Origin of the sequence: Mycobacterium sp. E787 (assembly GCF_001668725.1) — a bacterium.
Taxonomy (GTDB): Bacteria; Actinomycetota; Actinomycetes; order Mycobacteriales; family Mycobacteriaceae; genus Mycobacterium.
This window is the reverse complement of the sequence record NZ_LZKL01000102.1, coordinates 1-23,844: the sequence shown is the minus strand read 5'-3', so window position 1 is coordinate 23,844 and position 23,844 is coordinate 1. Positions and strand designations below refer to the sequence as shown.

Annotated in this window: 23 protein-coding genes and 1 tRNA gene; 10 read left to right on the top strand and 14 right to left on the bottom strand. The window is 70.9% G+C overall.

What is annotated here, in order from left to right:
- The 6 genes from A5705_RS20640 to A5705_RS20615 all read right to left on the bottom strand — a co-directional run.
- On the bottom strand, window positions 1-1,474 hold a 1,474-nt coding region (locus A5705_RS20640), incomplete at its 3' end, for a hypothetical protein (RefSeq protein ID WP_197521310.1).
- Window positions 1,475-1,616: 142 nt separating this feature from the next.
- Window positions 1,617-2,741: a hypothetical protein gene (locus A5705_RS20635; protein ID WP_068279647.1), complete on the bottom strand. Its 1,125-nt coding sequence runs from the start codon at window positions 2,739-2,741 to the stop codon at window positions 1,617-1,619.
- A 136-nt stretch (window positions 2,742-2,877) separates the two neighbouring features.
- Window positions 2,878-4,344: a hypothetical protein gene (locus A5705_RS20630; RefSeq protein ID WP_082956599.1), complete on the bottom strand. Its 1,467-nt coding sequence runs from the start codon at window positions 4,342-4,344 to the stop codon at window positions 2,878-2,880.
- Window positions 4,345-4,618: 274 nt separating this feature from the next.
- Entirely contained in the window at window positions 4,619-6,523 is a 1,905-nt protein-coding gene (locus tag A5705_RS28240; protein WP_068279645.1) for a hypothetical protein, read from the bottom strand.
- Between the two features lie 109 nt (window positions 6,524-6,632).
- Entirely contained in the window at window positions 6,633-7,205 is a 573-nt protein-coding gene (dcd, locus tag A5705_RS20620) for a dCTP deaminase (protein WP_067875425.1), read from the bottom strand.
- A gap of 42 nt (window positions 7,206-7,247) precedes the next feature.
- Entirely contained in the window at window positions 7,248-7,889 is a 642-nt protein-coding gene (locus A5705_RS20615; RefSeq protein WP_068279652.1) for a hypothetical protein, read from the bottom strand.
- Window positions 7,890-8,229: 340 nt separating this feature from the next.
- Here A5705_RS20615 and A5705_RS20610 point away from each other — a divergent pair, with 340 nt between their 5' ends.
- The 3 genes from A5705_RS20610 to A5705_RS20600 all read left to right on the top strand — a co-directional run bounded on the left by A5705_RS20610 (window position 8,230) and on the right by A5705_RS20600 (window position 9,685).
- Window positions 8,230-8,535 (top strand): DUF732 domain-containing protein, encoded by a 306-nt coding sequence (locus A5705_RS20610; protein ID WP_067875423.1) that lies wholly within the window; start codon window positions 8,230-8,232, stop codon window positions 8,533-8,535.
- Window positions 8,536-8,789: 254 nt separating this feature from the next.
- Window positions 8,790-8,863: transfer RNA gene (locus A5705_RS20605), tRNA-Gly, on the top strand.
- Window positions 8,864-8,956: 93 nt separating this feature from the next.
- Window positions 8,957-9,685 carry a ubiquinone/menaquinone biosynthesis methyltransferase gene (locus tag A5705_RS20600; RefSeq protein ID WP_067875419.1) on the top strand — a complete coding sequence of 243 codons (729 nt, stop codon included), beginning with the start codon at window positions 8,957-8,959 and terminating at the stop codon, window positions 9,683-9,685.
- 43 nt (window positions 9,686-9,728) lie between these two features.
- Here the strand turns inward: A5705_RS20600 and mtnA are convergent, their stop codons facing one another.
- The gene (mtnA, locus tag A5705_RS20595) at window positions 9,729-10,706 is read right to left on the bottom strand and encodes an S-methyl-5-thioribose-1-phosphate isomerase (protein WP_067875416.1); all 978 of its coding nucleotides are present in this window, start codon (window positions 10,704-10,706) and stop codon (window positions 9,729-9,731) included.
- Between the two features lie 162 nt (window positions 10,707-10,868).
- Between mtnA and A5705_RS20590 the strand changes: the two genes are divergently transcribed.
- From A5705_RS20590 to A5705_RS20580, 3 genes are all read left to right on the top strand, one after another.
- A complete protein-coding gene (locus A5705_RS20590) occupies window positions 10,869-12,737 on the top strand; it encodes a hypothetical protein (protein ID WP_068279643.1) in 1,869 nt (622 codons plus the stop codon).
- Between the two features lie 69 nt (window positions 12,738-12,806).
- Window positions 12,807-13,568, top strand: coding sequence for a S9 family peptidase (locus A5705_RS20585; RefSeq protein ID WP_067875410.1), 762 nt, complete (start codon window positions 12,807-12,809; stop codon window positions 13,566-13,568).
- A gap of 183 nt (window positions 13,569-13,751) precedes the next feature.
- A complete protein-coding gene (locus A5705_RS20580; RefSeq protein WP_369803304.1) occupies window positions 13,752-14,021 on the top strand; it encodes a DUF732 domain-containing protein in 270 nt (89 codons plus the stop codon).
- A 17-nt stretch (window positions 14,022-14,038) separates the two neighbouring features.
- Here A5705_RS20580 and A5705_RS20575 read toward each other — a convergent pair whose 3' ends face one another.
- Window positions 14,039-15,535, bottom strand: a complete 1,497-nt coding sequence (locus A5705_RS20575) for a bifunctional phosphatase PAP2/diacylglycerol kinase family protein (protein ID WP_068279641.1) — start codon at window positions 15,533-15,535, stop codon at window positions 14,039-14,041.
- Between the two features lie 25 nt (window positions 15,536-15,560).
- On the opposite strand from A5705_RS20575, the gene A5705_RS20570 reads away from it, so the two are divergent.
- Window positions 15,561-16,295, top strand: coding sequence for a hypothetical protein (locus tag A5705_RS20570; protein ID WP_068279638.1), 735 nt, complete (start codon window positions 15,561-15,563; stop codon window positions 16,293-16,295).
- Here A5705_RS20570 and A5705_RS20565 read toward each other — a convergent pair.
- The 3 genes from A5705_RS20565 to A5705_RS20555 form a co-directional block, all read right to left on the bottom strand.
- Window positions 16,286-16,966, bottom strand: a complete 681-nt coding sequence (locus A5705_RS20565; protein ID WP_068279635.1) for a GAP family protein — start codon at window positions 16,964-16,966, stop codon at window positions 16,286-16,288. The two genes, A5705_RS20570 and A5705_RS20565, sit on opposite strands and share 10 nt — an antisense overlap.
- A 26-nt stretch (window positions 16,967-16,992) precedes the next feature.
- Window positions 16,993-17,643: a GAP family protein gene (locus A5705_RS20560; protein ID WP_067875485.1), complete on the bottom strand. Its 651-nt coding sequence runs from the start codon at window positions 17,641-17,643 to the stop codon at window positions 16,993-16,995.
- Window positions 17,644-17,707: 64 nt separating this feature from the next.
- Window positions 17,708-18,013 (bottom strand): hypothetical protein, encoded by a 306-nt coding sequence (locus A5705_RS20555; RefSeq protein ID WP_067875394.1) that lies wholly within the window; start codon window positions 18,011-18,013, stop codon window positions 17,708-17,710.
- Window positions 18,014-18,171: 158 nt separating this feature from the next.
- On the opposite strand from A5705_RS20555, the gene A5705_RS20550 reads away from it, so the two are divergent.
- Window positions 18,172-19,677, top strand: coding sequence for a glycosyltransferase family 39 protein (locus A5705_RS20550; RefSeq protein ID WP_068279650.1), 1,506 nt, complete (start codon window positions 18,172-18,174; stop codon window positions 19,675-19,677).
- Here the strand turns inward: A5705_RS20550 and A5705_RS20545 are convergent, their stop codons facing one another.
- Window positions 19,678-20,511: a family 16 glycosylhydrolase gene (locus A5705_RS20545; protein ID WP_067875391.1), complete on the bottom strand. Its 834-nt coding sequence runs from the start codon at window positions 20,509-20,511 to the stop codon at window positions 19,678-19,680. It abuts the gene before it with no gap.
- 404 nt (window positions 20,512-20,915) lie between these two features.
- Between A5705_RS20545 and A5705_RS20540 the strand changes: the two genes are divergently transcribed.
- The gene (locus A5705_RS20540) at window positions 20,916-21,527 is read left to right on the top strand and encodes a hypothetical protein (RefSeq protein WP_068279649.1); all 612 of its coding nucleotides are present in this window, start codon (window positions 20,916-20,918) and stop codon (window positions 21,525-21,527) included.
- Here A5705_RS20540 and A5705_RS20535 read toward each other — a convergent pair.
- A complete protein-coding gene (locus A5705_RS20535) occupies window positions 21,519-22,544 on the bottom strand; it encodes an NADP-dependent oxidoreductase (RefSeq protein WP_067875475.1) in 1,026 nt (341 codons plus the stop codon). The two genes, A5705_RS20540 and A5705_RS20535, sit on opposite strands and share 9 nt — an antisense overlap.
- A 47-nt stretch (window positions 22,545-22,591) precedes the next feature.
- Here A5705_RS20535 and A5705_RS20530 point away from each other — a divergent pair, with 47 nt between their 5' ends.
- Window positions 22,592-23,314 carry a DUF3060 domain-containing protein gene (locus A5705_RS20530; RefSeq protein WP_067875388.1) on the top strand — a complete coding sequence of 241 codons (723 nt, stop codon included), beginning with the start codon at window positions 22,592-22,594 and terminating at the stop codon, window positions 23,312-23,314.
- Between the two features lie 12 nt (window positions 23,315-23,326).
- Here A5705_RS20530 and A5705_RS20525 read toward each other — a convergent pair whose 3' ends face one another.
- Window positions 23,327-23,731, bottom strand: coding sequence for a hypothetical protein (locus A5705_RS20525; RefSeq protein ID WP_067875385.1), 405 nt, complete (start codon window positions 23,729-23,731; stop codon window positions 23,327-23,329).
- Between the last annotated feature and the right edge of the window lie 113 nt (window positions 23,732-23,844).

Sequence of the window (23,844 nt, the reverse complement as noted above, 5' to 3'; positions counted from 1 at the left end):
CGCCGTGACCGCCGCCGAAGCCGCCGCCACCATGGCCGCCGCCGAAGCCGGGGAACCCAGGGAATCCGCCACCACCGTGGTCGCCGCCGTCACCGCCGCCGTGGGGACCGCCGAACCCGCCACCGGGCGGGCCGCCGAACCCGCCACCGGGCGGGCCGCCGATACCCGGGATGGGCAGCGGGATCGGTACCGGAATGGGCGCCACCGGCGGCGGCGCGGGAGCCGGGGCCTCAGGGATCGGGGCCGGGGCCGGGGCCGCCGGCACCGGAGCAGGGGCCGGTGCCGGCGCCTCGGGAACAGGGGCGGGTGCCGGAGCGGGAGCCGCGGCCGGTGGCGGTGCCGGAGCGGGAGCCTCGGCCGGTGCCGGGGCCGGCGCCGCGGGCGCTGGTGCGGGAGCCGGTGCGGCGGGAGCCGGGGCCGGCGCCACCGGCGCCGGAGCGGCCTGCGTGGGGGCGACGACCTGGTGATCGGGGCTGGGCCGCACGCTCGCGGCCGGCCGCATCGCGATCGCCAGAGAAACGACCAGCGCCGCCACGCCGACGACGAAGGTCGCGGCCAACGCGCTGCCGACCACCCTGAAGGACTTGCGCTCGCGGTAGCCCGCACCGACCAACTGGGTTTCCTGCGCGCCGGTGTAGGCCTCGTCGAAGTCGTCGGGGACGGCGCTGTAGGCCAGCGCGTCCACTCGGCCACCCGCCGGGGTGTCGAAGTAGCCGGGGGCCACCGCGAACGGGTCGATGGCGCCGGTGCCGGGATCCTGGGCGTAGGCCAGCGCCGCGGTGGACGACGCGAACAGCGGGGCGTTCGCCGATGCCAGCGCCGCACCCCGGGCCAACGCCGTGTCGGGCTCCTCGGGCGCCGTCAGCGGAAGCGTGGTCGCCGCCTCGAGCGCCGGTTTGATCATCGGGATGTCGATGCCCGATCCGACGACGAACACGGCGTCGGGCCGGGCCTCCAGCGCCTCGGCACCGGACACCATGGAGGCCAGCTGCGTCACCGCCGCGTCGTCGTCGGCGGGCAGGGGCTGCCGGTAGACGTCGGTGACGGACCCGTCCGCGCTGTCGACGACGGCGAGGGTCGCGGTCTCGGGCTCGATGTAGAGCAGGGCCGTGCGCGCGTAGTTGGTCTGGTTGCCCACGGTCTGGGCCAGCGCGGCCGCGGCGAGGAAGGCCGAGACCAACATCACATTCTCGACCTTGTGGGCGGCGAGCGCGTCGCGCAGCGCGGCCGCCTCGATCGGGTCGGTGAAGGTTACGCCCGTCGATGCGAGCTGGTAGCCGCCCTCGGACGCACCCTCGCGAGTCCCCAGGATGGCCGAGACCACCTGGTCGGCCGCGGTGACGGTTGCCGCGTCATCGTCGGCGGCCACCTCGAAATTGTCCTCATCGACGGTGGCGCCGTCGCCGTTCTCACCTTCGACCAGCACCATCCGGACGGCCGTCGGCGCCATCGACACGCCCAAAACGGTGTCCATAGCTCCTCCATTGTTTGTTGCCAGCCGGTGAGGTCGGGGCCGCAGTCGCCACAGGCTTCAGCCGTCGCGGCACGCCGGCAATCCCCACCCTGTATTCCCCTGGTTCCACGATTTTACGCGGTTCCGCCGGTCCCGGACGGGGCTAGGGGCCCAGGATTCCGTGCCCCAGATGGCGGCGCAGCCAGTCCCAGTGGTCGTCGTGATCGTCGTCCCTGGGCAGCGACGGCGGCCACTGCTGAGGCGGATTCGAGTTCGGCCCGGGGTTCGGGGCGGCCGGCGCAGGAGCAGGCGCCGGGGCCGACGGCGCGGACGGCGCGGGCGGCGGGGCTTGCGCGGGCGGCGGCGCCGCCTGAGTCGCCGGGGCGACGACGTTCTTGCCGATATCCGGTCGCTGGTCCGCGTGCGGACGGATGCCGACGGCCAGCGCCAGCGCCACGGCACCGACGACGAAGATCGCGCACGCGCCGAGGACAGCCAGCAGTTTTCGGTTGCGTCGCCCGCCGTCTTCCCGGCCCTCGACTGGCGGTGCGTCGGCCTCGGCGCTGTAGGCCAGCACCGGCGTGGGGCCCTCGACGTAGGGCATCGCGACCGTGCTCGGCGCGCCCAATTGCTGGGTGGCCGAAGCCAGCGCCGCGCCTCGCGCCAGCGCCATCTCGGGTTCCTCGGGCGTCGTCACCGAAAGCGATGTCGCCGCCTCCAGCGCAGGCTTGATCAAGGGGATGTCGACGCCGGAGCCGACCACGAAGACGCCATCGGGGCCAGCGCGCATCGCGTCCGCGCCCGAGACCAGCGCGGCCAGCTCCGCGAGCGCGGCATCGTCACCATCGGGTAGGGGTTTGCGTCGCACGTCGGAGATCGACCCGTCCGACGTGTCGACGACGGCCAGCGTCGCGGCGGTCGGTTCGACGAACAGCAGCGCGGTGCGGGCGCAATTGGTTGCGCTGCCGACCGCCTGAGCCAGCGCCGCCGCGGCGACGAACGTCGAGACGAGCACGACGTTTTCGATCCTGCGTTCCGTCAAGGCTTTTCGCAGCGCGCCCGCGGCGGTTCGATCCGTCCAGGTCACGCCGCTGGATCGCACCTGATAGCCGCTTTCGGCCGCGCTTTCTTGGGTGCCGACGATGGCCTCGACCACCTGATCGGCCGCGGCGACGCCCCGAACCTGAAAGTCGGCCTGATCGACCGTGACTCCGCCGGCGCCTTCACCTTCGACGAGCACCATGCGGACCGTCTCAGGTGCCACAGACACACCAAGTACGATGTCCACCGCTCCCCCACATTCTCCAAAGTCGTTCGCTGACAGTCTCGTTGCCCCCGCACATCGCGACGAGAGCTTCGGCGCGACCAGACCCTGTGCGCCACCCTAGCTCGCGGACCGGGACACGCCTGGCGTCGCCGAACGGTTATCTGTGTCCGAAGCCGCCGAATCCGTGGCCGCCCCCGAAGCCACCGAAGCCGTGGCCGCCACCGAAACCGCCGTGCCCCCCGCCGAACGGGCCGCCACCGAAGGGTCCGTGGCCGCCGAACGGACCGCCGAAGGGCCCGCGCCCGCCGCCGAACGGCCCACGCGGGGCCGGCCCGCCGCCGAAGGGCCCGCGGAGCGGCGGCCCGACCACGGGCACGCGGGGCACCGGCACGAACACCGGCGGCGGGATCACGGGGACCGGGAGGGGCGGGGCCGCGGGAACCGGCGCCGCGGCGGGCGGGGCGATGGGATGCGGTGCCGCCACCGGGGCGGGCGCCTCGATCTTGGGCTCGATCTTTGGCTGGGCCTGCGGCACCGGCGCGGGCGCCGGCGGCTGCGCGGGCTGAACGATGTTTTCGTTGGGGCTGGGCCGCAATGCCACCGTCGGCCGGATCCCGATCGCCAACACAATCTCGAGCGCCACGACCGCGGTGATGAAGATCACCGCGAGCGTGCTGCCCACCAGCAGGATGGATTTGCGCCGCTGGGTCTCCTCCATGCCGATGGACGTTTGCGCCTCGGCCTCGTCGTCCGGCACAGCGCTGTAGGCCACGTTGGGCTCGCCCGTGTCGGCCTCGGGAGGCGGCTCGGGGACGCTCCGGTACTGGGGCTGGTAGGCGGGCAGCAGGCCGGGAACCTGCCCGGCCAGCGCCAACGGGTCGACCTCCCCCGTCCCGGGATCCAGCGCGTAGGCCAGCGCCGCCGTGGACGACGCGAACAGGGGCGCGTTCGCCGAGGCCAGCGCCGCACCGCGGGCCAGGGCCATCTCCGGCTCGTCGGGCACCGACAGGGCAAGGGACGTCGCCGCCTCCAGGGCCGGCTTGATCAGCGGGATGTCGACTCCCGAGCCGACGACGACCACACCGTCCGGGTGAGTTTCCAGCGCTTCGGCACCCGACACCATGTCGACGAGCTCGGCGACCGCCTCGTCTTCGTCGTCGGCGAGGGCCCTGCGGTGCACCTCGGAGATCGACCCGTCCGCCGTGTCGACCACGGCCAACGTCGCGGTGTAAGGCTCGACGAACAGCAGCGCGGTGTGCGCGTAGTTGGTCGCGTCACCCACGGCCTGCGTCAGCGCCGCGGCGGCCATGAAGGCCGACACCAGCATGACGTTTTCGATCTTGTGGGCGATGAGTGCGTCGCGCAGCAGCGCGGCGTCGACGTGATCCGTCCAGGTCACTCCCGTGGACAGCAGCTGGTAGCCGCCCTCGTCGGCGCCTTCCCGCGTGCCCAGGATGGCGGACACCACCTGGGTGGGCGCCGCGGAAGGAGCCGCGGGCGACCGGTCTGCGTCGACGTCGAAGTTGTCCTGGTCGACGGTCGCCCCGTCGGCACATTCACCTTCCACCAGCACCATGCGCACTTTCGTCGGCGCCATCGAGACGCCAAGCACGATGCCCACCACCGCTGAAAACTCCCTTTGGTAGTTTGCCGCGTCGCCGCGACTGCTGCGTCGACGACGATTTTTCCCAGCTGGCCACTGTCGCCTGCCATCGCAGCGCGCGGCTCCGCGATCCGGGATTAGCTGGGCGCTATGCAGTTCTGCCACCGGGGCGGCGCGGTTTTCGACCTGCCCCGATAGCTCGACGGTACCCGCGCCGCGGCGGGGTGTTAAGCGCTAGCCGCGGCGCGTTAACCACCTTGCAACGCCGAGCAACTTGGCCGTCGCCGTAGGCGCGCTAGTGGTGTCCGCCACCGCTGTGTCCGCCACCGCCACCGCCGCCACTGTGACCGCCACCAAAGCCGCCGCCACCGCCGAACCCGCCGCCACCGCCGCCGAAGCTGCCGCCGCTGTGACCGCCGCCGAAGCCGCCGCCACCGCCGAACGGACCGCTACCACCGAACGGACCGCCGCCACCGGGCTCGCCGCCACCGTGGCCGCCGCCGAAGGGTCCGTTACCGCCGAACGGTCCTCCTCCGCCGCCGAACGGACCACCGCCGCCACCGAACGGACCGCCCGCGCCGGGCTCGCCACCGCCGTGACCGCCGCCGAAGGGCCCGTTACCGCCGAACGGACCGTGTCCGCCGCCGAACGGACCGTTGCCGCCGAACGGCCCGGGACCGGCGGGCTCACCGCCGGGGCCTTCACCGGGGAGGTGGATGGGTCCTCCGCCCGGGCCGCCCGGACCGGTCACCGGGGACGGGACGTGCCCGCCGCCGGGGCCGCTCGGGATAGGCAGCCCGCCCTCACCGGGGGGCGCCTGGTGCGGCGGCGAATGGGGAATCGTGCCGCCACCCTGCGGCGGCACCGACTGCGGAACATGAACCGGCACTTGAGGAATCACGGGACGAGGCGGAGCTTGGATGACCGGGGGGCTCACGACCGGGTCGGGAACGGGCACGCGGATCGGCACCGGAATCGGCACCACGGGTGGGGCCACGACGGGGACCGGAGCCGCCGGAACGGGCGGGGCCGGAAGCGGTGGGGCGGCAGGAGCCGGAGCCGGTGCCGGCGGGTTCAACGGCCTGGGCGCCATCATCGGCTGCGGGACGCTGATGTTCGGCTTGGGGGCGGCCGCCTGCACCGGCGCCGGCGCGGGCGCCTGTTGTGTCGGGATGATGAGGCTTTGGCCGGGGGTGGGCCGCAGCCCGACGGTCCCAGTCGTGCGGATGCCGATCGCCAGCGCGAGCTCCAGCGCCAGCACCGCGCTGATGCCGACGACGGCCAAGCCGCTCCCGACCAGCAGGACCGGCCTGCGACGTGGCTGGTCCGGCGCTTGAGCGAACAGCTTCTCGATGACGACGGTCTGGGCGTCGGCGTCGTCGTCCGCCACCGCGCTGTAGGCGAGGTCGTCGCCGAGTTCGTCACCGACCCTGAGGTAGTCGGGGACGGCGGACCGGTCCAGGGCGCCCGTGCCGGGATCCTGGGCGTAGGCCAGCGCCGCGGTCGAGGAGGCGAACAACGGCGCGTTCGCCGACGCCAGGGCCGCACCGCGGGCCAGCGCCGTCTCCGGCTCCTCGGGCGCGCTCACGTCGAGCGACGTCACCGACTCCAGCGCCGGCTTGATCGGGGCGAGGTCGACGCCCGAACCGACCACGAACAGCCCGTCCGGGGCCAATTCCGTGTTCTCCAGCCCGGCGACCATCCCGATGAGTTGGGTGATGGCGTCGTCGTAGGACTCGGCGTAGATCGGCTGCTTGTGGACATCGGCGATGGAGCCGTCGGACGTCTCGACGACGGCCAGCGTCGCGGTGTCGGGCTCCACGTACAGCACCGCCGTGCGTTCGTAACCCACTGCGCCACCGACGCTTTGGGCCAACGCGGCCGCCGCCAGGAACGCCGACACCAGCATGACGTTCTCGACCTTGTGGGCGGCCAGCGCGTCGCGCAGCGCGGCCGCCTCGATCTGGTCGGTCCACGTCACGCCGATCGCCGACAGCTCCAGGCCGGCGTCGGCGGCGCCCTCACGGGTGCCGAGGATGGCGGCGACTACCTGGTCCGGCGCGCTCGCTGTGGCCGCGTCGTTGGCCGCGGTGACGTCGAATTCATCCTCTTCGACCGTGGCGCCGTCGCCGTTCTCCCCCTCCAGCACCACCATCTGAATCGATGCCGGTGCCATCGACACCCCGAGCACGATATCCAATACAAACCCCTCCAAAGGTATTGCGAGACAGGGCCATGGTCGGGCGGAGGAGACTAACCACGGACAACTCATCATCCCGCAGACTGGCTGTGCGGGACCCCTATCGAACCTAGGTACTTCTTATGAAGTTCTGATAGGAGCGGGACGGTGTCGGCCCCCGCTGACCCTGATATTTCGACCCTACGCGCGAGCTGCCGTATGGGTGCTCCGCCGGGCTCGTCAAGCGCAGGATGCACAGCTGGCCGATCTTCATGCCCGGCCACAGAGTGATGGGCAGATTCGCAACGTTGGACAGCTCAAGGGTGATGTGCCCGCTGAAGCCCGGGTCGATGAAGCCGGCGGTCGAATGGGTCAGCAGGCCCAGACGCCCGAGGGACGACTTGCCCTCCAGGCGCCCCGCGAGGTCCTCGGGCAGCGTGAACAGCTCCAGCGTCGAGCCGAGCACGAACTCACCGGGATGCAGCACGAACGGTTCTCCGGCAACGGGTTCCACCAGGCTCGTCAGCTCGTCCTGCTGCTGCGCGGGGTCGATGTGGGTGTAGCGGGTGTTGTTGAAGACCCGGAACATGCAGTCGAGGCGGACGTCGATGCTGGACGGCTGCACCAACGTGTCGTCGTACGGGTCGATGCCCAGGCGGCCTGCGGTGATTTCGGCCCTGAGGTCGCGGTCGGAGAGCAGCACGCGATGAGCCTATCCGCTGCCGGGTGTTGAGCCGGCCGGCCTTCAGTCCGCCAGGTACATTTCGCCACCCTTGGGGTATCCGCCCCCGGTGGTGGTGACGTGGACGTGGTCATAGTGGCCCAGCCTGCTCGCCTGCGCTCCGGTGGGCGTGTAGTAGACGCCGCGCCAGATCGCATCCTGGATCCCGAAGCGGCTCGCGTTGCGCATCACGTACGCGACGATCGCGTTGCCCAGCGCGATGCCGTCGGCGCTGCCCGGGTCGGGAATCATCACGTCGATCGCCAGGCCGAGCGGATGCCAGGGCAGCGGATCCGGCCGCACGCCACCCATCGAGTGGATCTGGGGGAACGCCGCGCTGATGCTGCGCGCCGTCAGGATCGTCCTGACCTGCAGGCCCTGTTCCGGTGCGACGTCGGTGAGCAGGAAGCGGGATCGCGTGTGGTAGCGCGACGCGGCCAACTGGCCGTCGGCGAAGCCGGCGGCTTTACGGGACGTATTCGCCGGTGCCGCGACGATTTCCAGGCAGCACGGCGCGACGTCACTGATAACGGGCTTGGCGTCGACATGGGTTGGTGACGGACGGACGTCGCCGGCCGTCGCGAAGAAGACGGCCGCCGGAGCGAGCACGGCAGCCAGCACTCCTGGTGACTTACGCCGCTTCTTGGCTAACCGATGCCGACCCACGTCGAGCACATTACGGGTTGATCACGAAATAATAAATATCGAATGGCTATAGAGCACTTCAGGGCCATTAGCGCCATTCGCCGGATGCTTTGTGTGGCGGATCGGCGCCAACGGCCCGCGGCTCGGGTGAGGCCGACTGGCGGGTTTGCTGTGAGTGCTTCACCGTCCGGTCGTGGACAAACTCGGCCGAAACGAAAGATGAACGCTCGGTTGAACTTTGGAACTAGCGACCAGAAACCCGCCAGCGACGGGAACTACAGGACCTGGGAAGCTCTAAGCACTGCTTGGGGCGCCCCGTCTCGTTCCGAGCGTCATGTCGAGTCTTGAAGGTGGTGGGCAAATGATTAAGAAGATGTGTGGATGCATGCTCGGCGCCGCGATGGTCCTGATGCTGGCGCCCGCAGCCGTCGCCAACGCCGACGATAAGGACACAGAATTTACCAACTACCTTGCGTCGAACGGCATCCACGTTGGTAACGCGTCCCAGACCGGGAATATGGGGCGCACGATGTGCCAAGATCTTTCTGCCGGGTACACCCAGAACGATGAGGTCGACCAGCTGAAACTACGGATGGACCAGAATCAAGCCAGGCTGTTCGTCCTCGCTGCCACCGCGGAGTACTGCCCCGAGAAGCACAAGTCCTAACTCAGCTTCCGCGCGCCGGTTAGCGATCTTCTCGGTCGGCCGCTGGGCATTATCGAGGGCAGCGCCACAGCTGAGCGCGTCAGGCTTGTGAGCATCTTGCGCTCGGCGACGGTCATCGGCACTTCGTCGGCGGCCAAGGCGCGCAGCCAAAGCAGACGCACAAGGTTGCGTTCTAGGCGAGGTTCTGCAGCGACCTGTCGCTGAGCCGCTAGACTGTCACCGCTGTAAAGGTTCGTGCAGCTCACAGCGACCGCGCCGATGTAGTTCAATGGCAGAACATCAGCTTCCCAAGCTGAATACGCGGGTTCGATTCCCGTCATCGGCTCCACGACAACCGCGCTGGCGGCGCACCCTCTTGACGCACGAAGTGCCGTGGTACATTCCGGGACTGTCGACCTCGGGGGTTGTGCGGAGGCTCACGATGGTTACACGCCGATGGAATCAGTCGGACGAGGCCAAGAGCAGCTACGTCCAGGAGCTGTTTTCGGCGCTGGCGACGCGCTACAACGTGATGACCGATCTGTGGACGCTGGGGCTTCATCGCGTGTGGAAGCGGCAGGCGTTGGAGCTGTGCGGCCTGCGGACCGGCGAACGCGTGCTGGACGTCGCCACGGGGACGGGCGATCTGGCGTTCCTGGCGGCGGCGGCGGTCGGGCCGGAGGGCCAGGTCGTCGGCGTCGACTCCTGCCCGGCGATGCTGGAAGTCGCCCGGGGGCGGCAGCGCGGGCCCGTGGACTTCCAGGACGGCGACGCCACCGACCTGCAACTCCCGGACGCGTGCTTCGACGCGGTCACCATCGGCTTCGGCCTGCGCAACGTCGCCGACCGCGGCCGGGCGCTGCGCGAGTTCCACCGGGTCCTGCGGCCCGGCGGCCGGTTGATGGTGCTCGACTTCAGCACGCCGACCTCCAAAGTGCTGCGGTCCGTTCACGACGTGCTCTACTTCCGCGTGATGCCGGCGGTCGGCTGGGCCGTGGCCTGGCACCGCGACGCCCATCACTACACCGCCGATTCGATCCGCAGCTGGATGTCGCGGGACGGGTTGACCCGGGCGATGCGGGACGCGGGCTTCGTCGACGCCCACTACGTCTCGCTCAGCACGGGGTTCGCAACGGTCCATTTCGGTAGGCGCGCGGCCACCGACGCCTGAGGCCCGAAAAGCCTTGATCCGCAATATTTTTGGGTGATCAGCTTCAGGACGGCCGGTAGCGGCCGTGTTCGGTGACGACGGCGGTGATCAACTCGGCGGGGGTCATATCGAAGGCGGGATTGAAGACCTCCGCGTCCGGCGGGGTGATCGCGGTGCCGGCGAACATCCGAAGTTCGTCGGGCGCGCGTTCCTCGATGGCGATCCCCGCGCCGGTGGCCAGCGACGCGTCGATCGTGGACGACGGCGCCACCACGACGAGCGGCACGTTGTGGTGATGTGCCGCGATCGCCAGGCCGTAGGTGCCGATCTTGTTGGCGACGTCGCCGTTGGCCGCGATCCGGTCGGCGCCGACGAGCACGCAGTCGACGAGGCCGCGCGCCATGGCCGCCGCCGCGGCCCCGTCGGGCTGTACCCGGTAGGGCACGCCGGCCTGGGCCAGCTCCCACGCCGTGAGCCGGGCACCCTGCAGCAGCGGCCGAGTCTCGTCGACCAGGACCGACTCGACCAGTCCGCGCCCGTGCAGGTGCCACACGACTCCGAGCGCGGAGCCCCAGGCCACCGTGGCGAGGTGGCCGGCGTTGCAGTGGCTGAGCAGCCGCAGCGGGCGGCGGTCACACAGCGCGAGGACGATCTCGGCGGCGCGCGCGGAGGCGGCGCGGTTGAGGCGTTCGTCCTCGTCGAGGATTTCCAGGGCCTCGGCGAGCACGGATTCGGCGCCCTGGTCGAGCTTTTCGAGCGCGCGCGCCACTCCCCAGCTCAGGTTGACGGCGGTCGGTCGCGCCTTGGCGACGCGTTCGGCTCGTTCTTTTATGGCCCGGACGTCGCCGCCCTCGCGGACGGCGAGCACGACGCCCAGCGCGCCCGCCGCGCCCAGCGCCGGCGCGCCGCGCACGGCCAGCCGGCGGATGGCGTCGATCAGCTCGTCGACGGTGCGCAGGGTGAGGACGCGGTACTCGGCCGGCAGCGCGGCCTGGTCGATGATCGTGACCGCGTCGCCGTCCCAGTCGATGGTCCTGCGCACGAGCCGACCCTAGGCCACCTCCCAAGCCGGGCTTCTTAAGACCTACATAACTCGGGCAGGACCCCGGTACAGCGTGCCGGGTGAGGATTGGGTTAGCGGTCCGTGTGATCCCTCCTCCGCGCGAGCGGCGGCCGGCCGCCAAGACGCTGGGAGGCGCGCATCGTGGACATTGTGCTCGGGGTCTCGTTGGCGCCAGAATCGGTTCACCTGGTGCTCTTGCAGGGCGAAAACGCCGACGGCGCAACGGTAGATGAGAAGGAGTTTGCCGTCACCGCCGAGGGTGATTCGCCCACCGTCAGCGCGTCGGATCAGGCGATCGCCGCGATCCTGGGCACCCGAGAAGATGCGGCCGGCGCCGGCCTCGAATTGTCCGCCGTCGGGGTGGCGTGCACCGACCAGCTCGAAGCGACAGCGCTACGCGACGCGCTGGCCGCCCACGAGCTCGAGAACGTGATGCTTGTCTCGACGTTTCTGGCGGCGACCTCGTTGGCTCAATCCGTCGGCGGTGCAATGGGTTACGAGCGCACCGCGGTGCTCTTGGTGGAACCCGACACCGCAACGTTGGCCGTCGTCGAGACCTCCGACGGTTCCGTCGCTGACGTCCGGCGGCTGAACGCCACGTCCGGGGACATTGCAGAGCTGGCGGAGATGATCGCCGGGCTCGACGGGCTGCCCACGCGCCCGGGCGGCCTGTTTGTCGTCGGCTCGGGCGTTGATATCGGCCCGATCAAGCCGCATCTGGCGGAGTTGACCCACCTCAGCGTGAGCGCACCTGAGGAGCCGGAGACCGCGCTGGCGCGCGGCGCCGCCCTGGCGTCCGCGAATGCGCCGTTGTTCGCGTCGTCGACCGCCGCGCTGGCCTACGCACAAGATCCGGGCACGGGTGCGGTCGACGCGAGCGCCCTATCCGAATATCTGTGCATCGCCGATGCCGAGCCAGGCGACGACGAAGTCGCCTATAGCGCTGTAGCGGACGATGAAGCGAGCGCGCGGACCGTCGTCATCGATCCCGGCGATGCAGGCTCGGGCGAGCCGCGCGGTCCAAGGCGCGGCCTGCTGGTCGGAAGTGCCGTTGCGGTGGCCGGCTTCAGCGCGATGTTGGCATTAGAGGTCGCCATGGCGGTCGGCGTCCACACCACGGTCGGCCTGCTGCCTGCCCCGCTGCAGAACGTGATTGCCCCGGTCGAGCAGGCATTCGCGCCGGCGCCCGGGCAAGTCGCGGCCACGAAGGTGGCGGCCCCCAGGCCCTTGAGTCCGCCCAACGGGACACCTCCGCCGGCCGCTCCGGTCGCGGCGGCACCGGTTCCCGCGGCTCCCGTCCCCTCGGCCCCGGTTCCGGCGGCACCGCCCGCGCCGGTTCCCGTCGGGGTCCCGCCAGTGGCGCCGGCTCCGATTCCGGCAGCGCCGCCCGTGCCGGTTCCCGTGGTGGTTCCGCCAGTAGCACCGGTTCCGGTTCCGCCGCTTCACCTGCCCGAGCCGCCGGCGAGCCCGCCGGTGGTCCACCGGCCGCCCCCGTCGGCGCCCGCCGGGCCGCCGCCCGTCCATGTCTCCCCGCCGCACTTGCCGCCGCCCCAACAAACACCGCCGGGCCAAGGGCCGTCGCCGCATGGGGGCGGCGGACCGCCGGACAACCCGGGCGCCGGCGGCCCAGTCCCGATCCATGGACACCCCGGCGGCGAGCCCGAAGGCGAAGGCCCGGTCAGCGGCCCCGGCCCGAACCACGGAACGCCCGGCGGCACCCCGCCTGAGGGTGGCGCTCCACTCGGCGGTGGTGCGATCCCCGGCGAGAGCGGACCGGCCGGCGGGGGCGAACCCCATGGCGGGAGCGGGCCTGCGAGCGGCGGCACCGAAAGCCCCGGCGGCGGTGGGCCCGTGGGCGGTGCCGAGCCCGGCGGTGGAAGCCACGGCGGCGGCGTCGAGAGCGGCGGCGGGGCCAGCTCCGGCGGCGGGGCCAGCTCCGGCGGCGGGGCCAGCTCCGGCGGCGGGGCCAGCTCCGGTGGCGGCGCCGAAAGCGGCGGCGGCCACCGGTAGCCCTACGAGCCCGCAGGCGAGACAGCAACCTTTGGCCGCCGTGGGCCACGGCAGGGTTAGATCTCAGCCATGGGCGAACGCGTCACGTTCCCGAGCTCCACCGGCCCGATGCTCGCCGGGGTCATCGAGGTGCCGGACGGTGCGGTGCGCGGCTGGGGCGTGTTCTCGCACGGCTTCACCCTCGGCAAGGACAGCCCCGCGGCGGCCCGGATGTGCAAGCAGCTGGCCTCCGACGGCATCGGCATGCTGCGCTTCGACGCGCTGGGTCTCGGCGGGTCGGAGGGGGACTGGGGCGACGGGTCGTTCACCGTGAAGGTCGACGACATCGTCAAGGCGTGCGAGTTCATGGCCGGCCGCGGCACCCCGGCCGACATCCTGGTCGGACACTCGTGGGGCGGCGCGGCCGTGCTCGCCGCGGCGCGTCAGTCGCCCGGGGTGCGGTCGGTCGTCACGGTCGCGGCGCCCGTCGACCCGAGCCACGTGGAGAAGCACTACGACGCGGTGGTGGACCGCTGTCTGTCCGAGGGCAGCGCCGAGTGGATGGTCGGCGGGCGCACGCTGACGCTGAAGCGGGCATTCGTGGAAGACGTCCGCAGGGCCCACCTGCGCGACAAGATCAAGGGCCTGCAGCTGCCGCTGCTGATCCTGCACTCGCCGACCGACAACACGGTCGGCATCGAGAACGCCAGTGAGATCTTCCGCCTGGCCCGCCACCCGCGCAGCTTCGTCTCGCTGGAGGGCTCCGATCACCTGCTCACCAAGCGCGGCCAGGCTCATCGGGCGGCCCGGGTGATCGGCGCGTGGGCCGACGCATATCTCGGCGATCCCTAGGGTGCCGAACCAACCGCTCCCGCATTTGCTGCGCGAAACGTGATTTACCGCTTTGATATACGTGCGCCGTCCCGACCCCCCGGGCGATAGCAAATAGGAGAAGGAGTTATGGCAGCACTGAGGCTCTTTGGCAAGTCCATTCGCGCAGCATTTGCAGTTGGCCCCCTTCTGACCGCCGGCATCGTGTGCGCGGGCCCGGCACACGCGGATGAGGCGACCTATCTCAACCGCCTGCACGCCATCGGCATCCAGGACCTCGAGGGCGGTGACCCGGCGCTGGTGCAGACCGGCTGGAAGATCTGCCAGCAAATCTCCTGGGGCGCCCCGCCGTCGCAACTGCAGTCCCTGGCGCTGCAGAAGTCCACCATGGACCTGGGCCCCAGGGGGCTCACCCCGCGGCAGGCGGACGCCCTGATCGACTACGCCCTGGTGGACCTGTGCCCGCGCGCCTAACGTCGGCCTGAGCCGGCTCAGACCGGCGCCGGCGGCCGAAAGACCGGCAGGATGCGGTATTTCGCGGTGAAGCTGGCGTGGTCGTATTTCTCCCCGACCTCCCCGTCGTGGGCGATGACCGTCGGGCCGTCGACGGCGGAGAAGCTGAACTCGGGCACCTGCAGTTCGTGATACAGCGGGCTGCGCAGCAGCCGTCCCAGCGCCAGCGCCGTCAGGATCCGGGTCCGCGCCCACGGGCGCCCGGTCTCGAGGATGCGCACGTCGATCAGGCCGTCGTCCATGCGCGTGCGCCGCGACGGGGCGAAGCCGGTCGGCAGGTACACCGAGTTGCCGAGGAAGAACAGCGACGTCTGCAGGGTCTTGTTGTCGTAGCGGATGGTGATGGGCTGGCCCTTGCGCAGCGTGTGCAGCATCGCGTAGAAGCCGGCCACGGGTTTGCCGACGCGCTTCTCGAGCTTTTCGCGATACCGCACGAACGTCGGGTAGGCGCCGATGCTCGCGGTGTTGAGCACCATCCGGCTTTCGTTGAGGCACAACAGGTCAACGCGGGCGACGCTGCCGGTGCGAATCGCCTCCACCGTTTTGGCCACGGTGTCGCAGCCGATGTCCTTGGCGAAATGGTTGAACGTTCCGGCGGGGAAAACCGCCAATGGCAGGCCCGCGTCGATGGCGACCGACGCGGCGGTGGCGACGGTGCCGTCGCCTCCGCCGACGGCCAGCACCTCGGCCCGCTCCGCGGCGCCGCGCAGCGCCTCCTGCGGGTCGTCGTCGGGCCCCAGTTCGACGATCTCGGCCTTGGGCAGGCCGGCGCGAACCCCGTCGGCGACGCGGGCGCCCGTGCCGCCGCCCGACGACGGGTTGATGACGAGCACCACGCCGGAGCCGTCGGGCCGTGGCGGCGTGTCGACCACCAGCGGTTCGGTTTTCGGCAGCGTGGTTTCGACGATCGGGGGGACGACACGCCCGCCCAGCACGGCGAGGCCGGCGCCGATGCCGAATCCGGCCAGGACGTCGCCGGGGTAGTGCGCGCCGGTCGCCACCCGCGACAGCCCGACCAGGCCGGCCAGCAACGCCAGGACGAACCCCAGCGGCGGATTCTCCAGTCCCACCCCGACGGCGAACGCGGCGGCGCTGGCGGAGTGGCCCGACGGCAGCGAGTTGGACGCGGGGCGGCGGCGGACCCGCCTGATCAGCGGCACCGCGTCGCGAACGGGCCGCGGGCGCGGGCGGATTCGCTTGGCGACCTGGTTGGTGAGCAGGCTGGTGGCCCCGAGCGTAAGGACACCGCGGGTCGCGCCGCGCTGGGCGGACGGCTTGCCCGACGACAGCAGCGCCGCGGCGATGGCCAGCCACAGCTTGGAGTGGTCGGCCGCGCGGGTCAGCGGCGGCATGACCGTGTCGAGCAGCGGGGTGGGCGTCTCGGCGATCGTCTCGAACAGTTCGCGATCCAGCGTGCCGAGCCCGCGAGTGATCTGCGTGACGCCGCGCTCGCGTCGCCAGGGCCGCCCATCCATTGCCCTACACCTTAAATTGGCAACCGTGCGCGCAGACGGCTACTCGGCGGCGTGGCTGGAAAACGCCCGACGCCGGGGCGTGCCGGCCGATGTCGTCGCCGACATCGCCCGGCGGCACGGCGTCACGCCCGAGGCCTTCGGCGTCCTCGACCGGCTGGAGGAGATCAAGGACCCGCACGGCAAGTCGTACTTTCTGCTGCCTCGCGACATCGGCGGGGACGACGCGCGCACCGCGACGCTGCTGACCTACGTCCTCAACGCGGGCACCGACTACGGCAAGGCCCCGCGCACCGACTTTCCCGAGACGCCCTACACCGCCGCCGAGGTCGCGCGAATCATCAACCGGCAGAATGCAAATCGCTGGAGTTACGCCCGCGACGTCGGGTTCGTCCATCGCAACGGGGGACGCCTCGTGACGACCCCCAACGGCATCCTCATGGGTGTCGGCGGCAATGTGATCCAGCGCCAGTTCAGCCGCCGGGGCGGCACCACCTGGGGCGACATCTTCATGGTCAACATGGGCAGGCTCGCCGACCCCGCCGAGCGGCTGCGCCGGCTCGTCCGGTCCGGGCGCGCCTGGTCCCGCCTGGACCTCGACCGGGTCCTGCACCACGAGGAGCGGCACTGCCGGCAGTGGGCGGCGAAGGGTTATCTGGGCATGCTCAGGGACTACGGCCGGGAATTGTTCCGCGAGTTCGTCTTCGGCGAGACGAACAGGCTCGAAGCCGACGCGGGCCTGTCCGACGGCGGCTACAGGTGATGCAGGGCGCGAATTCCGTGGTACAGCACCATCGCGCCGATCACGATCAGCAGCGCCGCGAGCAGGGCGGCGTTGTTCTTGTCCATCCAGTCCTTGACCCGCGCCAGCGTCGGGTCGAGGCGCCGGCCGGCCGCCGCGTAGGCCAGGATCGGGATCGCCACGCTGGAGGCCGCGATCGCGACGAAGAACGCGGCGGCCAGCCAGTCACCGGCGAGGCCGAGCCCGGCGGTGCCGATGCCCAGGCCGGCCGGGATGCAGATCAGCGCGACGTCCGGTCGCACCACCGCCAGCACCGCGCCGGTGATCGCCGCCCGGGCCGGCGTGATGGTGTCGAACGAGCGCAGCCACGCCGGCGACTCGGTGTGGCTGTGCCGGGTGAACCACCGGACGACGCCGTAGACGATCAGCGCCGACCCGAGCACCACGCGCAACCACGACGACCACCTCGGCGGCGACTTGTCCAGACCGCCGAGCAGGCCGGATGCCGCGACCGACAGCGCCGTCAGCGCCACCAGGCCCAGCACCCAACCGGCGAGGAAGGACAGACTGGCCGGCCGCGCCCGCGGCGCCTGCAACACGAGCACCGCCGGGATGACCGTGAGCGGCGAGAGCGAGATGACCAGCCCGAGCGGGATCAGCCCCGTGGCGACGGTGGCCCAGCTTCCTGCCATGGGCTGCAATCTAGCCTGTCCCGCTGCTACAGCGCGTGAATTCCGTTGTAAAGCACCAACAAACCGATCAGGACCAGGATGACCGCAAGCATGGCGGCATGGTTTTCCTCCATCCACGCCTTGAGCCGTTCCAGCGCGTCATCGAGGCGGCCACCCGCGCCGACGTAGGCGAGTATCGGTGCGGCGACGGTCGAGGAGGACACGGCGACGAACACGGCGCCGGACACCCAGCCGGCCGCCGGGTCGAGCCCGCCGGTGCCGATGGCGAGGCCGGCCACCGCGCACAGGATCAGCACCTCCAGCCGTACCGCCGTCAGCACCACCCCGGTCACGCCCGCGCGCAGCGGGGTCATCCGGGAAAACGAACGCATCCAGGCCGGGCTTTTGCCCTGACGATGCCGGGTCAGCCAGCGGACGACGCCGAACACGATGAGCGCCGAGCCCATCACCACGCGCACCCACGACGCCCAGGTCGGGGGTGTGTGGTGCAGATCGCCCAGCAGATCCGAGGCCGCGACGAACGCCGCGGTGAGGGCCACCATGCCCAGCAGCCACCCGCAGAGGAAGGACAGGCTGGCCGGCCGCGGGCGGGGCGCGTGCAGGACCAGCACCGCCGGGATGACGGTGATCGGTGAGAGCGCGATGACGAGCCCGAGTGGAATGAGCTTGGTCAGCACGGAAACCAGGTTGCCTGCCACGGGCAGCCATCATCGCATTCCCGCGGCCCTTCGGCACCGCCAGCTAGCGTTTCCGGCGCAGCGTCCAGGCCGGGACCCAGTGCGTCACCGTCTTGCGCTTGGAGCCGTACGCGATGGGGTAGGTCACCAGGCCCCACCAGTCGCCTTGCTCGCAGATGCCCCAGCAGCTGAGCCGGCCCTCGACGACCTTGTGCAGCTGCAGGCCGTTGGGCTGATACCGCCCCGACCGATGCGGCTCGCGCGGGAACAGCACCGTCAGGTCGACGAGCACCGCGACCGGCGGGCGCACCACCCGGAAGGGGCTGCGCACGGGCTGGCCGTTGTAGCCGATCGACGCGAGCTCGCCCATCGATCGATCATACGTTCGAATCGGGTGGGTTGAGTCCCTATCTTCTCCGGGGGCGGACCCGGGCCGACGAGCGCCGGGGCACCCGTGCGCGTCTGGCAACATAGCGGGCGGTGAGCGTCTCCGATACCGCCGAGTCACGGCAACACCGCGGCGGCCCGCTGGCACTGCCGCCGGTCGGGCTGGACCCGCTGATCGTCGGATTGTTCGCCGCCGCAATCAGTCTCGCCGGCGCCGCACGGCCGTCGTTTTGGTACGACGAGGCCGCGACGATTTCGGCGTCCTACAGTCGTTCGCTCGGCCAGCTATGGCGCATGCTGGGCAACGTCGACGCCGTCCACGGCCTGTACTACGCGCTGATGCACGGCTGGTTCCAGCTCTTCCCGCCCACCGAATTCTGGTCCCGCGCGCCCAGTGGCCTGGCGGTGGGCGGCGCCGCGGCCGGGGTGGTCGTGTTGGGCAGGCAGTTCTCGTCTCGGACCGTCGCGGTGTCCGCCGGGGTGTTCTGCGGCATCCTGCCCCGGTCGACGTGGGCGGGCATCGAGGCGCGCCCGTATGCGCTGTCGATGATGGCCGCGGTGTGGCTGTGCGTGCTGCTCGTCGTCGCGGCGCGCCGGAACACCGCGTGGGCCTGGTTGTCCTACGGCCTCGCGCTGGCCGTGTCGATCCTGCTCGACGCGTACCTCGTCCTGTTGGCGCTGGCGCACCTCACGTTCGTCGGGGCGTGCCACGGCGCGCGAAAAGTGTTGCTGCGCTTCGCGATCACCTCGGGGGCGATCGTGTGCGCGTTGGCTCCTTTTCTGGTCGCGGTCGCCGGGCAGTCGCATCAGATCCGTTGGGTGCCGCCGATCGGGCACCGGACGATCGAAGACGTGGTGGTCCAGCAGTATTTCGAGCGCAGCCCGCCGTTCGCGGTCTTGTCGGCGCTGGTGATGGTCGGGGCTATCGTGTTGTGGCTCAGCGGATCCCCGCGGCTCGCGGTGGGCGATCGGCAGTTGTTGACCCTCGCGGCCGCCTGGCTGTCGATACCCACCGCCCTGATCGTGGCCTGGTCGGCGCTGCTGCACCCGATCTACACGCCGCGCTATCTGGCCTTCACCGCCCCCGCGATGGCCCTGATCCTGGGCGTCTGCACGGGGGCCGTGGCCGCCAGGCCGTGGGCGGCGGCGGCCCTGGTCGGTGTTTTCGCGATCGCCGCAGCCCCGAACTACGTTCGGGCGCAACGCAACCCGTATGCCAAATACGGGATGGACTACAGCCAGGTCGCCGACCTGATCACCGCGAAGGCGGCGCCCGGTGATTGCCTGCTGGTGAACGACACGGTGACATTCATGCCCGCCCCGATGCGCCCGCTGATGGCGGCGCGCCCGGACGCCTATCGGAAGCTGATCGACCTCACCCTGTGGCAGCGGGCGACGGACCGCAACGACGTCTTCGACACCAACCTCATCCCGGAGGTCGTCGCGGGGCCGTTGAGCCATTGCGGCGTCGTGTGGATCATCACCCAGGCCGACGGGTCCATGCCCGCTCACGAGCGGGGTTCGGCGCTGCCGCCGGGCCCGGTCTACGGTCCCACCCCCGCGTTCGCCGTGCCGCACGATCTGGGCTTCCGGCTGCTCGAGCGCTGGCAGTTCAACCTTGTTCAGGTGATCAAAGCGCAGCGGTAGTCACCAGATGCGGATGTAGTCGACGAGCATGTCCGCCGGGTAGGTCGCCGCGGCGGGGTCGCCGGCGCCGACGCCACCGACCGCGAGGGTGAACATGGGCGTCATCCAGTAGCCGGGGTTGTTGAACGGCCACCGGAAGTCGTCGGGGGCGCCGCCGTGTACGTGGATCGGTTTGTTGGGCACGGTGAAGTACTGGGAGCCGTCGCGCGCGAACTGGAATCCGTCCTCGCCCCAGTGCATCCGCCAGGTGTGCCAGCCGCCGTCCACCAACCCGGGAATCGACTTCCCCTCCCAGGTCTTGCCGTTGGAGGCCGCGTGCACCGTCGTTCCCGGGGGCCACGAGCCGTTGCCGTACCACTCGAAGACGTCGACCTCGCCGTCGGGCAGCGGGTCCTCGTTGACACCCCAGAACGCCGACCACAGGCCCGGGTCCAGGCAGTTCAGCTTGATCTTCGCTTCCCAGGTCTGGTTGATCATGCTGCGGAAGTTGCCGCGCACTTTGGCGCCGTAGTAGGTGTCGCCCTCCTGGGTGGCGCGCAGGACGAGGTTGGAGTTGCCGTCCTGGAACACGTTTCGGCGGTCGTCACGGTAGATCCCGGCGACCGGCGGGAACACGTCGTCCTGCCAGGTCTGCACCGTCCACTTGCCCGGGTCCGGGGCCGAGCCCGCCGGGCCGTCGAACTCGTCGGAGAAGATGTAGCCGCCGGGGCCGGCCGACGGCGCCTCCGGCGGCGCCGGGAGCGACGGGTGGGCCAGCGCCCTGGGGAGGGGCGTCGCGGCCACGGCCGCCAGCATGCCGAGCCCCGTGGTCAACAACATGCTGCGACGGTCCATCTGCACTCCCACCAATCGTTCGACAACCGGGACCCGTGGCCCGGTGCGATTCTCCCCTAGGCAACTCTCGCAAACGGTGTTATGAAACCACGCGCCGGGGGCGCCGCGCATCTCGCCAGACCGTGGTGGGCCCGGGCAATTTCGCGGGTCAACGGCTGCTTTGCGGGCCTGATCGGCGCCCGCCGGGTCCGGCGGCCGGTTCGGGCGGCGCCGTTCGCCGGGGCCGAGCCGCGGGCGGGCCCGCCGGTCGGCGCCTGCGCTCCGCCGGCGACCGCGCCGGCCCGTCGCCCCATGCCGGTACGCGGCCAACCGCACCGAACGAGGCAACCATCAATTTCCTTGACATCACCACCCCCGGTGGTATCAAGGAGCTTGATAGTCAAATCTGGAAAGGAATGGAAGCGATGTCTGGTGGATTCTTTGGCGGCGGGTTCGGCGGGTTCGGCGGTGGCCCCGGTTTCGGCGGTCCCGGCTTCGGCGACGGCTGGGGCGAAAAGGGTTGGGGGCACGGCGGGTTCGGCGGTGGCCCCGGCTTCAAGGGGGGATTCGGCCCCGGCGGCCGGCCCTTCCTGAAGCGCGCCGCGTTCGTGACGGCGGCGATGCTGCTCGACGGCCCGGCCGACGCCGCGCAGGTGGTGCAGCGGGTGTCCGACGCGACGGAGGGCGCTTTCACCCCGCCGCAGGACCTGGCGGAGCTCGCGATCGGGCTGCTCGCCGGGCGCGGCATGGTCAAGGTCGACAACGGTGTGGCGACGCTGACCGAACTCGGCCAGAACGTGCTGGCCTGGCGTGGCGTGAGCAGCGAGACCGCGCACGCCTTCCTGGGCCGGGCGGCCAAGTTCGGCGACGCCTTCAAGATCCGCCGGACGCTCTTCGAGCTCGCCGGTCTGGCCCGCACGATCACCTGGACCGGCACCGACGAGCAGAAGGAGCGGCTCGCCGAGACACGGACCAAGGTGCTGGAAGCGCTGACCGACGCCAAGAAGGAGCTGCACCGCGTCCTGGGCTCAGCCTGACGCGGGCTCGCTCAGCTTGACCAGCATCTTGCCGATGTTTGCCCCGGTGAACAGGCCGTTGAGGGCGTCGACGCAGGATTCGACGCCCTCGAAAACGGTCTGGCGGTGCTTGATCAGGCCCTCGTGCTCCCATCGGTGCAGCGCGGCGAACGCCTCGTCGAAGCGGGCCCAGTCGTCGAGCGCGTTGAAGCCCTGCATCGACGCGGTCTTGGACAGCAGGTTCACGTAGTTGGCCGGGCCGGGATGCTCGCCGGTGAGGTAGCTGGAGATGACGCCGCACAGCACCACCCGCGCCTTGGTCGCCAGCCGGCCCAGCACCGCGTCGAGGATCGGCCCGCCGACGTTGTCGAAGTAGACGTTGACCCGGCGGGGGCAATGCTCTTTGAGCGCCGCGGCCAGGTCGTCGTTCTTGTAGTCAATGCACGCGTCGAACCCGAAGTCCTCGACCACCGCCCGGCATTTTTCCGGGCCGCCGGCGATGCCCACCACCCGGGCGCCGGCGATCTTGGCGATCTGGCCGGCCACCGATCCGGTGGCGCCCGCGGCGGCCGACACCACCACCGTCTCCCCGGGCCGGGGCCGGCCGATGTCCATCATCCCGATGTAGGCGGTCGCGCCGGTGGGGCCGTACACCGACATCACCGCCAGCTGATCGACCGCGCCCTGGCCGGGAACCGGGGTGCTGAAGACGTCGTCGCGGATGATCACGTACTCCTGGAAGCCCGACAGCGTGGTGACCACGTCGCCGACCTGGAAGGCGTCGCAGCGCGTCGCCACCACCTCGCCGATCCCGGCGGCCCGAATCACCTCACCCAGCTGCACCGGCGGCAGGTAGCCCGGCTGGTCGTTCAGCCAGGTGCGGACCGCCGCGTCGAGCCCCACGTAGGTGGTTCGAAGCAGCGCCTCGCCGTCGGCGGGCTCGGGCGCCGGCCTGGTGACCAGCTCGGTGTCCTCGGGCCGGACCAGACCAGTCGGGCGGCGACGCAGCAGGATTTGGCGATTCGGCAAGTCGGGCACGGTGCTGAAACTACCCATTCGACACGTTCGGGTGGGAGCATCGCTGCATGAAATCGCACGACGACCCCGAAGAGCGCATCCGGGAACTCGAGCGCCCCCTGGCCGACGCGGCGCGGGCGTCCGAGGGCGGACAGGCGCCGCCGTCCGGGGGTTACCCGTATGCGCCCGGCCCGGCGGGCCCGCCGCCAGCGCCGCCAGCGCCGCCGGCCGGCCCGTGGGCCTATGGTGGCCCGTCCTACGGGACGCCGCCGAGGTCGTCGTCGGGCAACCGCACCTGGTGGATCGTGGGCACGTTCGTCGTCATCGCCTTTCTCGCCCTCGCGGGCGGCATCGCAGCCTTCGCCGCGCACCAGCTGTCCGGGGTCCGGTCGATCATCAACTCGTCGCCGTCCGTCTCGGCGACGTTCGGTCCGCCGTCGAGCGCCACCAGCAGTCCGAGAAGCCCCGGCCCGTCGAGCACCCGGCCCCGTTCGACGACGCCGTCGGCGTCACCGACCCCGTCGCCGGGCGCCAGGCTGAGCGTCTCGGGCATCAACGAGAATCGGACGATCGCCTGCAACGACAACATCGTCAGCGTCAGCGGGGTTTCCAACACGGTCGTGATCACCGGGCACTGCACCAGCCTGACCGTGTCCGGCGTTCAGAACGCCATCACGGTCGACGCCGTCGACAGCATCGACGCGTCGGGCTTCAGCAACAAGATCACCTACCATTCGGGAAACCCGAAGATCAGCAACTCCGGCGGATCCAACGAGGTGAAGCAGGGCTGACGACCCGCGCCGCTAGCCCGTCGCGCCGGGTTCGGCGGAGTCCTCGGAATCGCCGTCGAGGACGCTGACCGCGATGCCGTAGGGCAGGAAGCGCACCTTGCGGCTGGGGTCGACGTTGTTCTTGTTGGCACGCAGCGCGTCGAGCTCGGTCGCATAGACCTGCTCGACGTGGGCGCCGCCGTCGGCGTCCACGGTGTAGATGGCCCACACCCCGTCACCGGCCTCGCCGGCGGTCTCCGGCTCGCGGCGCGGCCGCCGCGACAGGTCGTCGAAGAACGCGGACCAACTCGTCCCGGGCACGGGCGCCGTGACGAATTTGCCGATTCGCTCGAACACGTCGCGCAGGCCCTCGCTGCCCTCCCTGATCACGCGATCGAACTCCTCGGGATCGAATCCGAACGCACCGTACTCGCCCACGCGAACCTCCTTGCAGTGCCGGCGTTACCGCCCAGTGTGCGCCCAGTTGGCGCAGCTTCCCGATGCTGGTCGGCAGCGCCCTGGTCGCCGTCGCGGCCGTGGCGGGGGGGGCG

Coding starts and splice junctions, on each gene's coding strand:
- A5705_RS20565 (WP_068279635.1), bottom strand. CDS start 16,966: ATGGCAGGAAGCTGGGCCACCGTCGCCACGGGGCTGATCCCGCTCGGG.
- A5705_RS20530 (WP_067875388.1), top strand. CDS start 22,592: ATGAAATCGCACGACGACCCCGAAGAGCGCATCCGGGAACTCGAGCGC.
- A5705_RS20585 (WP_067875410.1), top strand. CDS start 12,807: ATGGGCGAACGCGTCACGTTCCCGAGCTCCACCGGCCCGATGCTCGCC.
- A5705_RS20575 (WP_068279641.1), bottom strand. CDS start 15,535: ATGGATGGGCGGCCCTGGCGACGCGAGCGCGGCGTCACGCAGATCACT.
- A5705_RS20545 (WP_067875391.1), bottom strand. CDS start 20,511: ATGGACCGTCGCAGCATGTTGTTGACCACGGGGCTCGGCATGCTGGCG.
- A5705_RS20610 (WP_067875423.1), top strand. CDS start 8,230: ATGATTAAGAAGATGTGTGGATGCATGCTCGGCGCCGCGATGGTCCTG.
- A5705_RS20600 (WP_067875419.1), top strand. CDS start 8,957: ATGGTTACACGCCGATGGAATCAGTCGGACGAGGCCAAGAGCAGCTAC.
- A5705_RS20540 (WP_068279649.1), top strand. CDS start 20,916: ATGTCTGGTGGATTCTTTGGCGGCGGGTTCGGCGGGTTCGGCGGTGGC.
- A5705_RS20555 (WP_067875394.1), bottom strand. CDS start 18,013: ATGGGCGAGCTCGCGTCGATCGGCTACAACGGCCAGCCCGTGCGCAGC.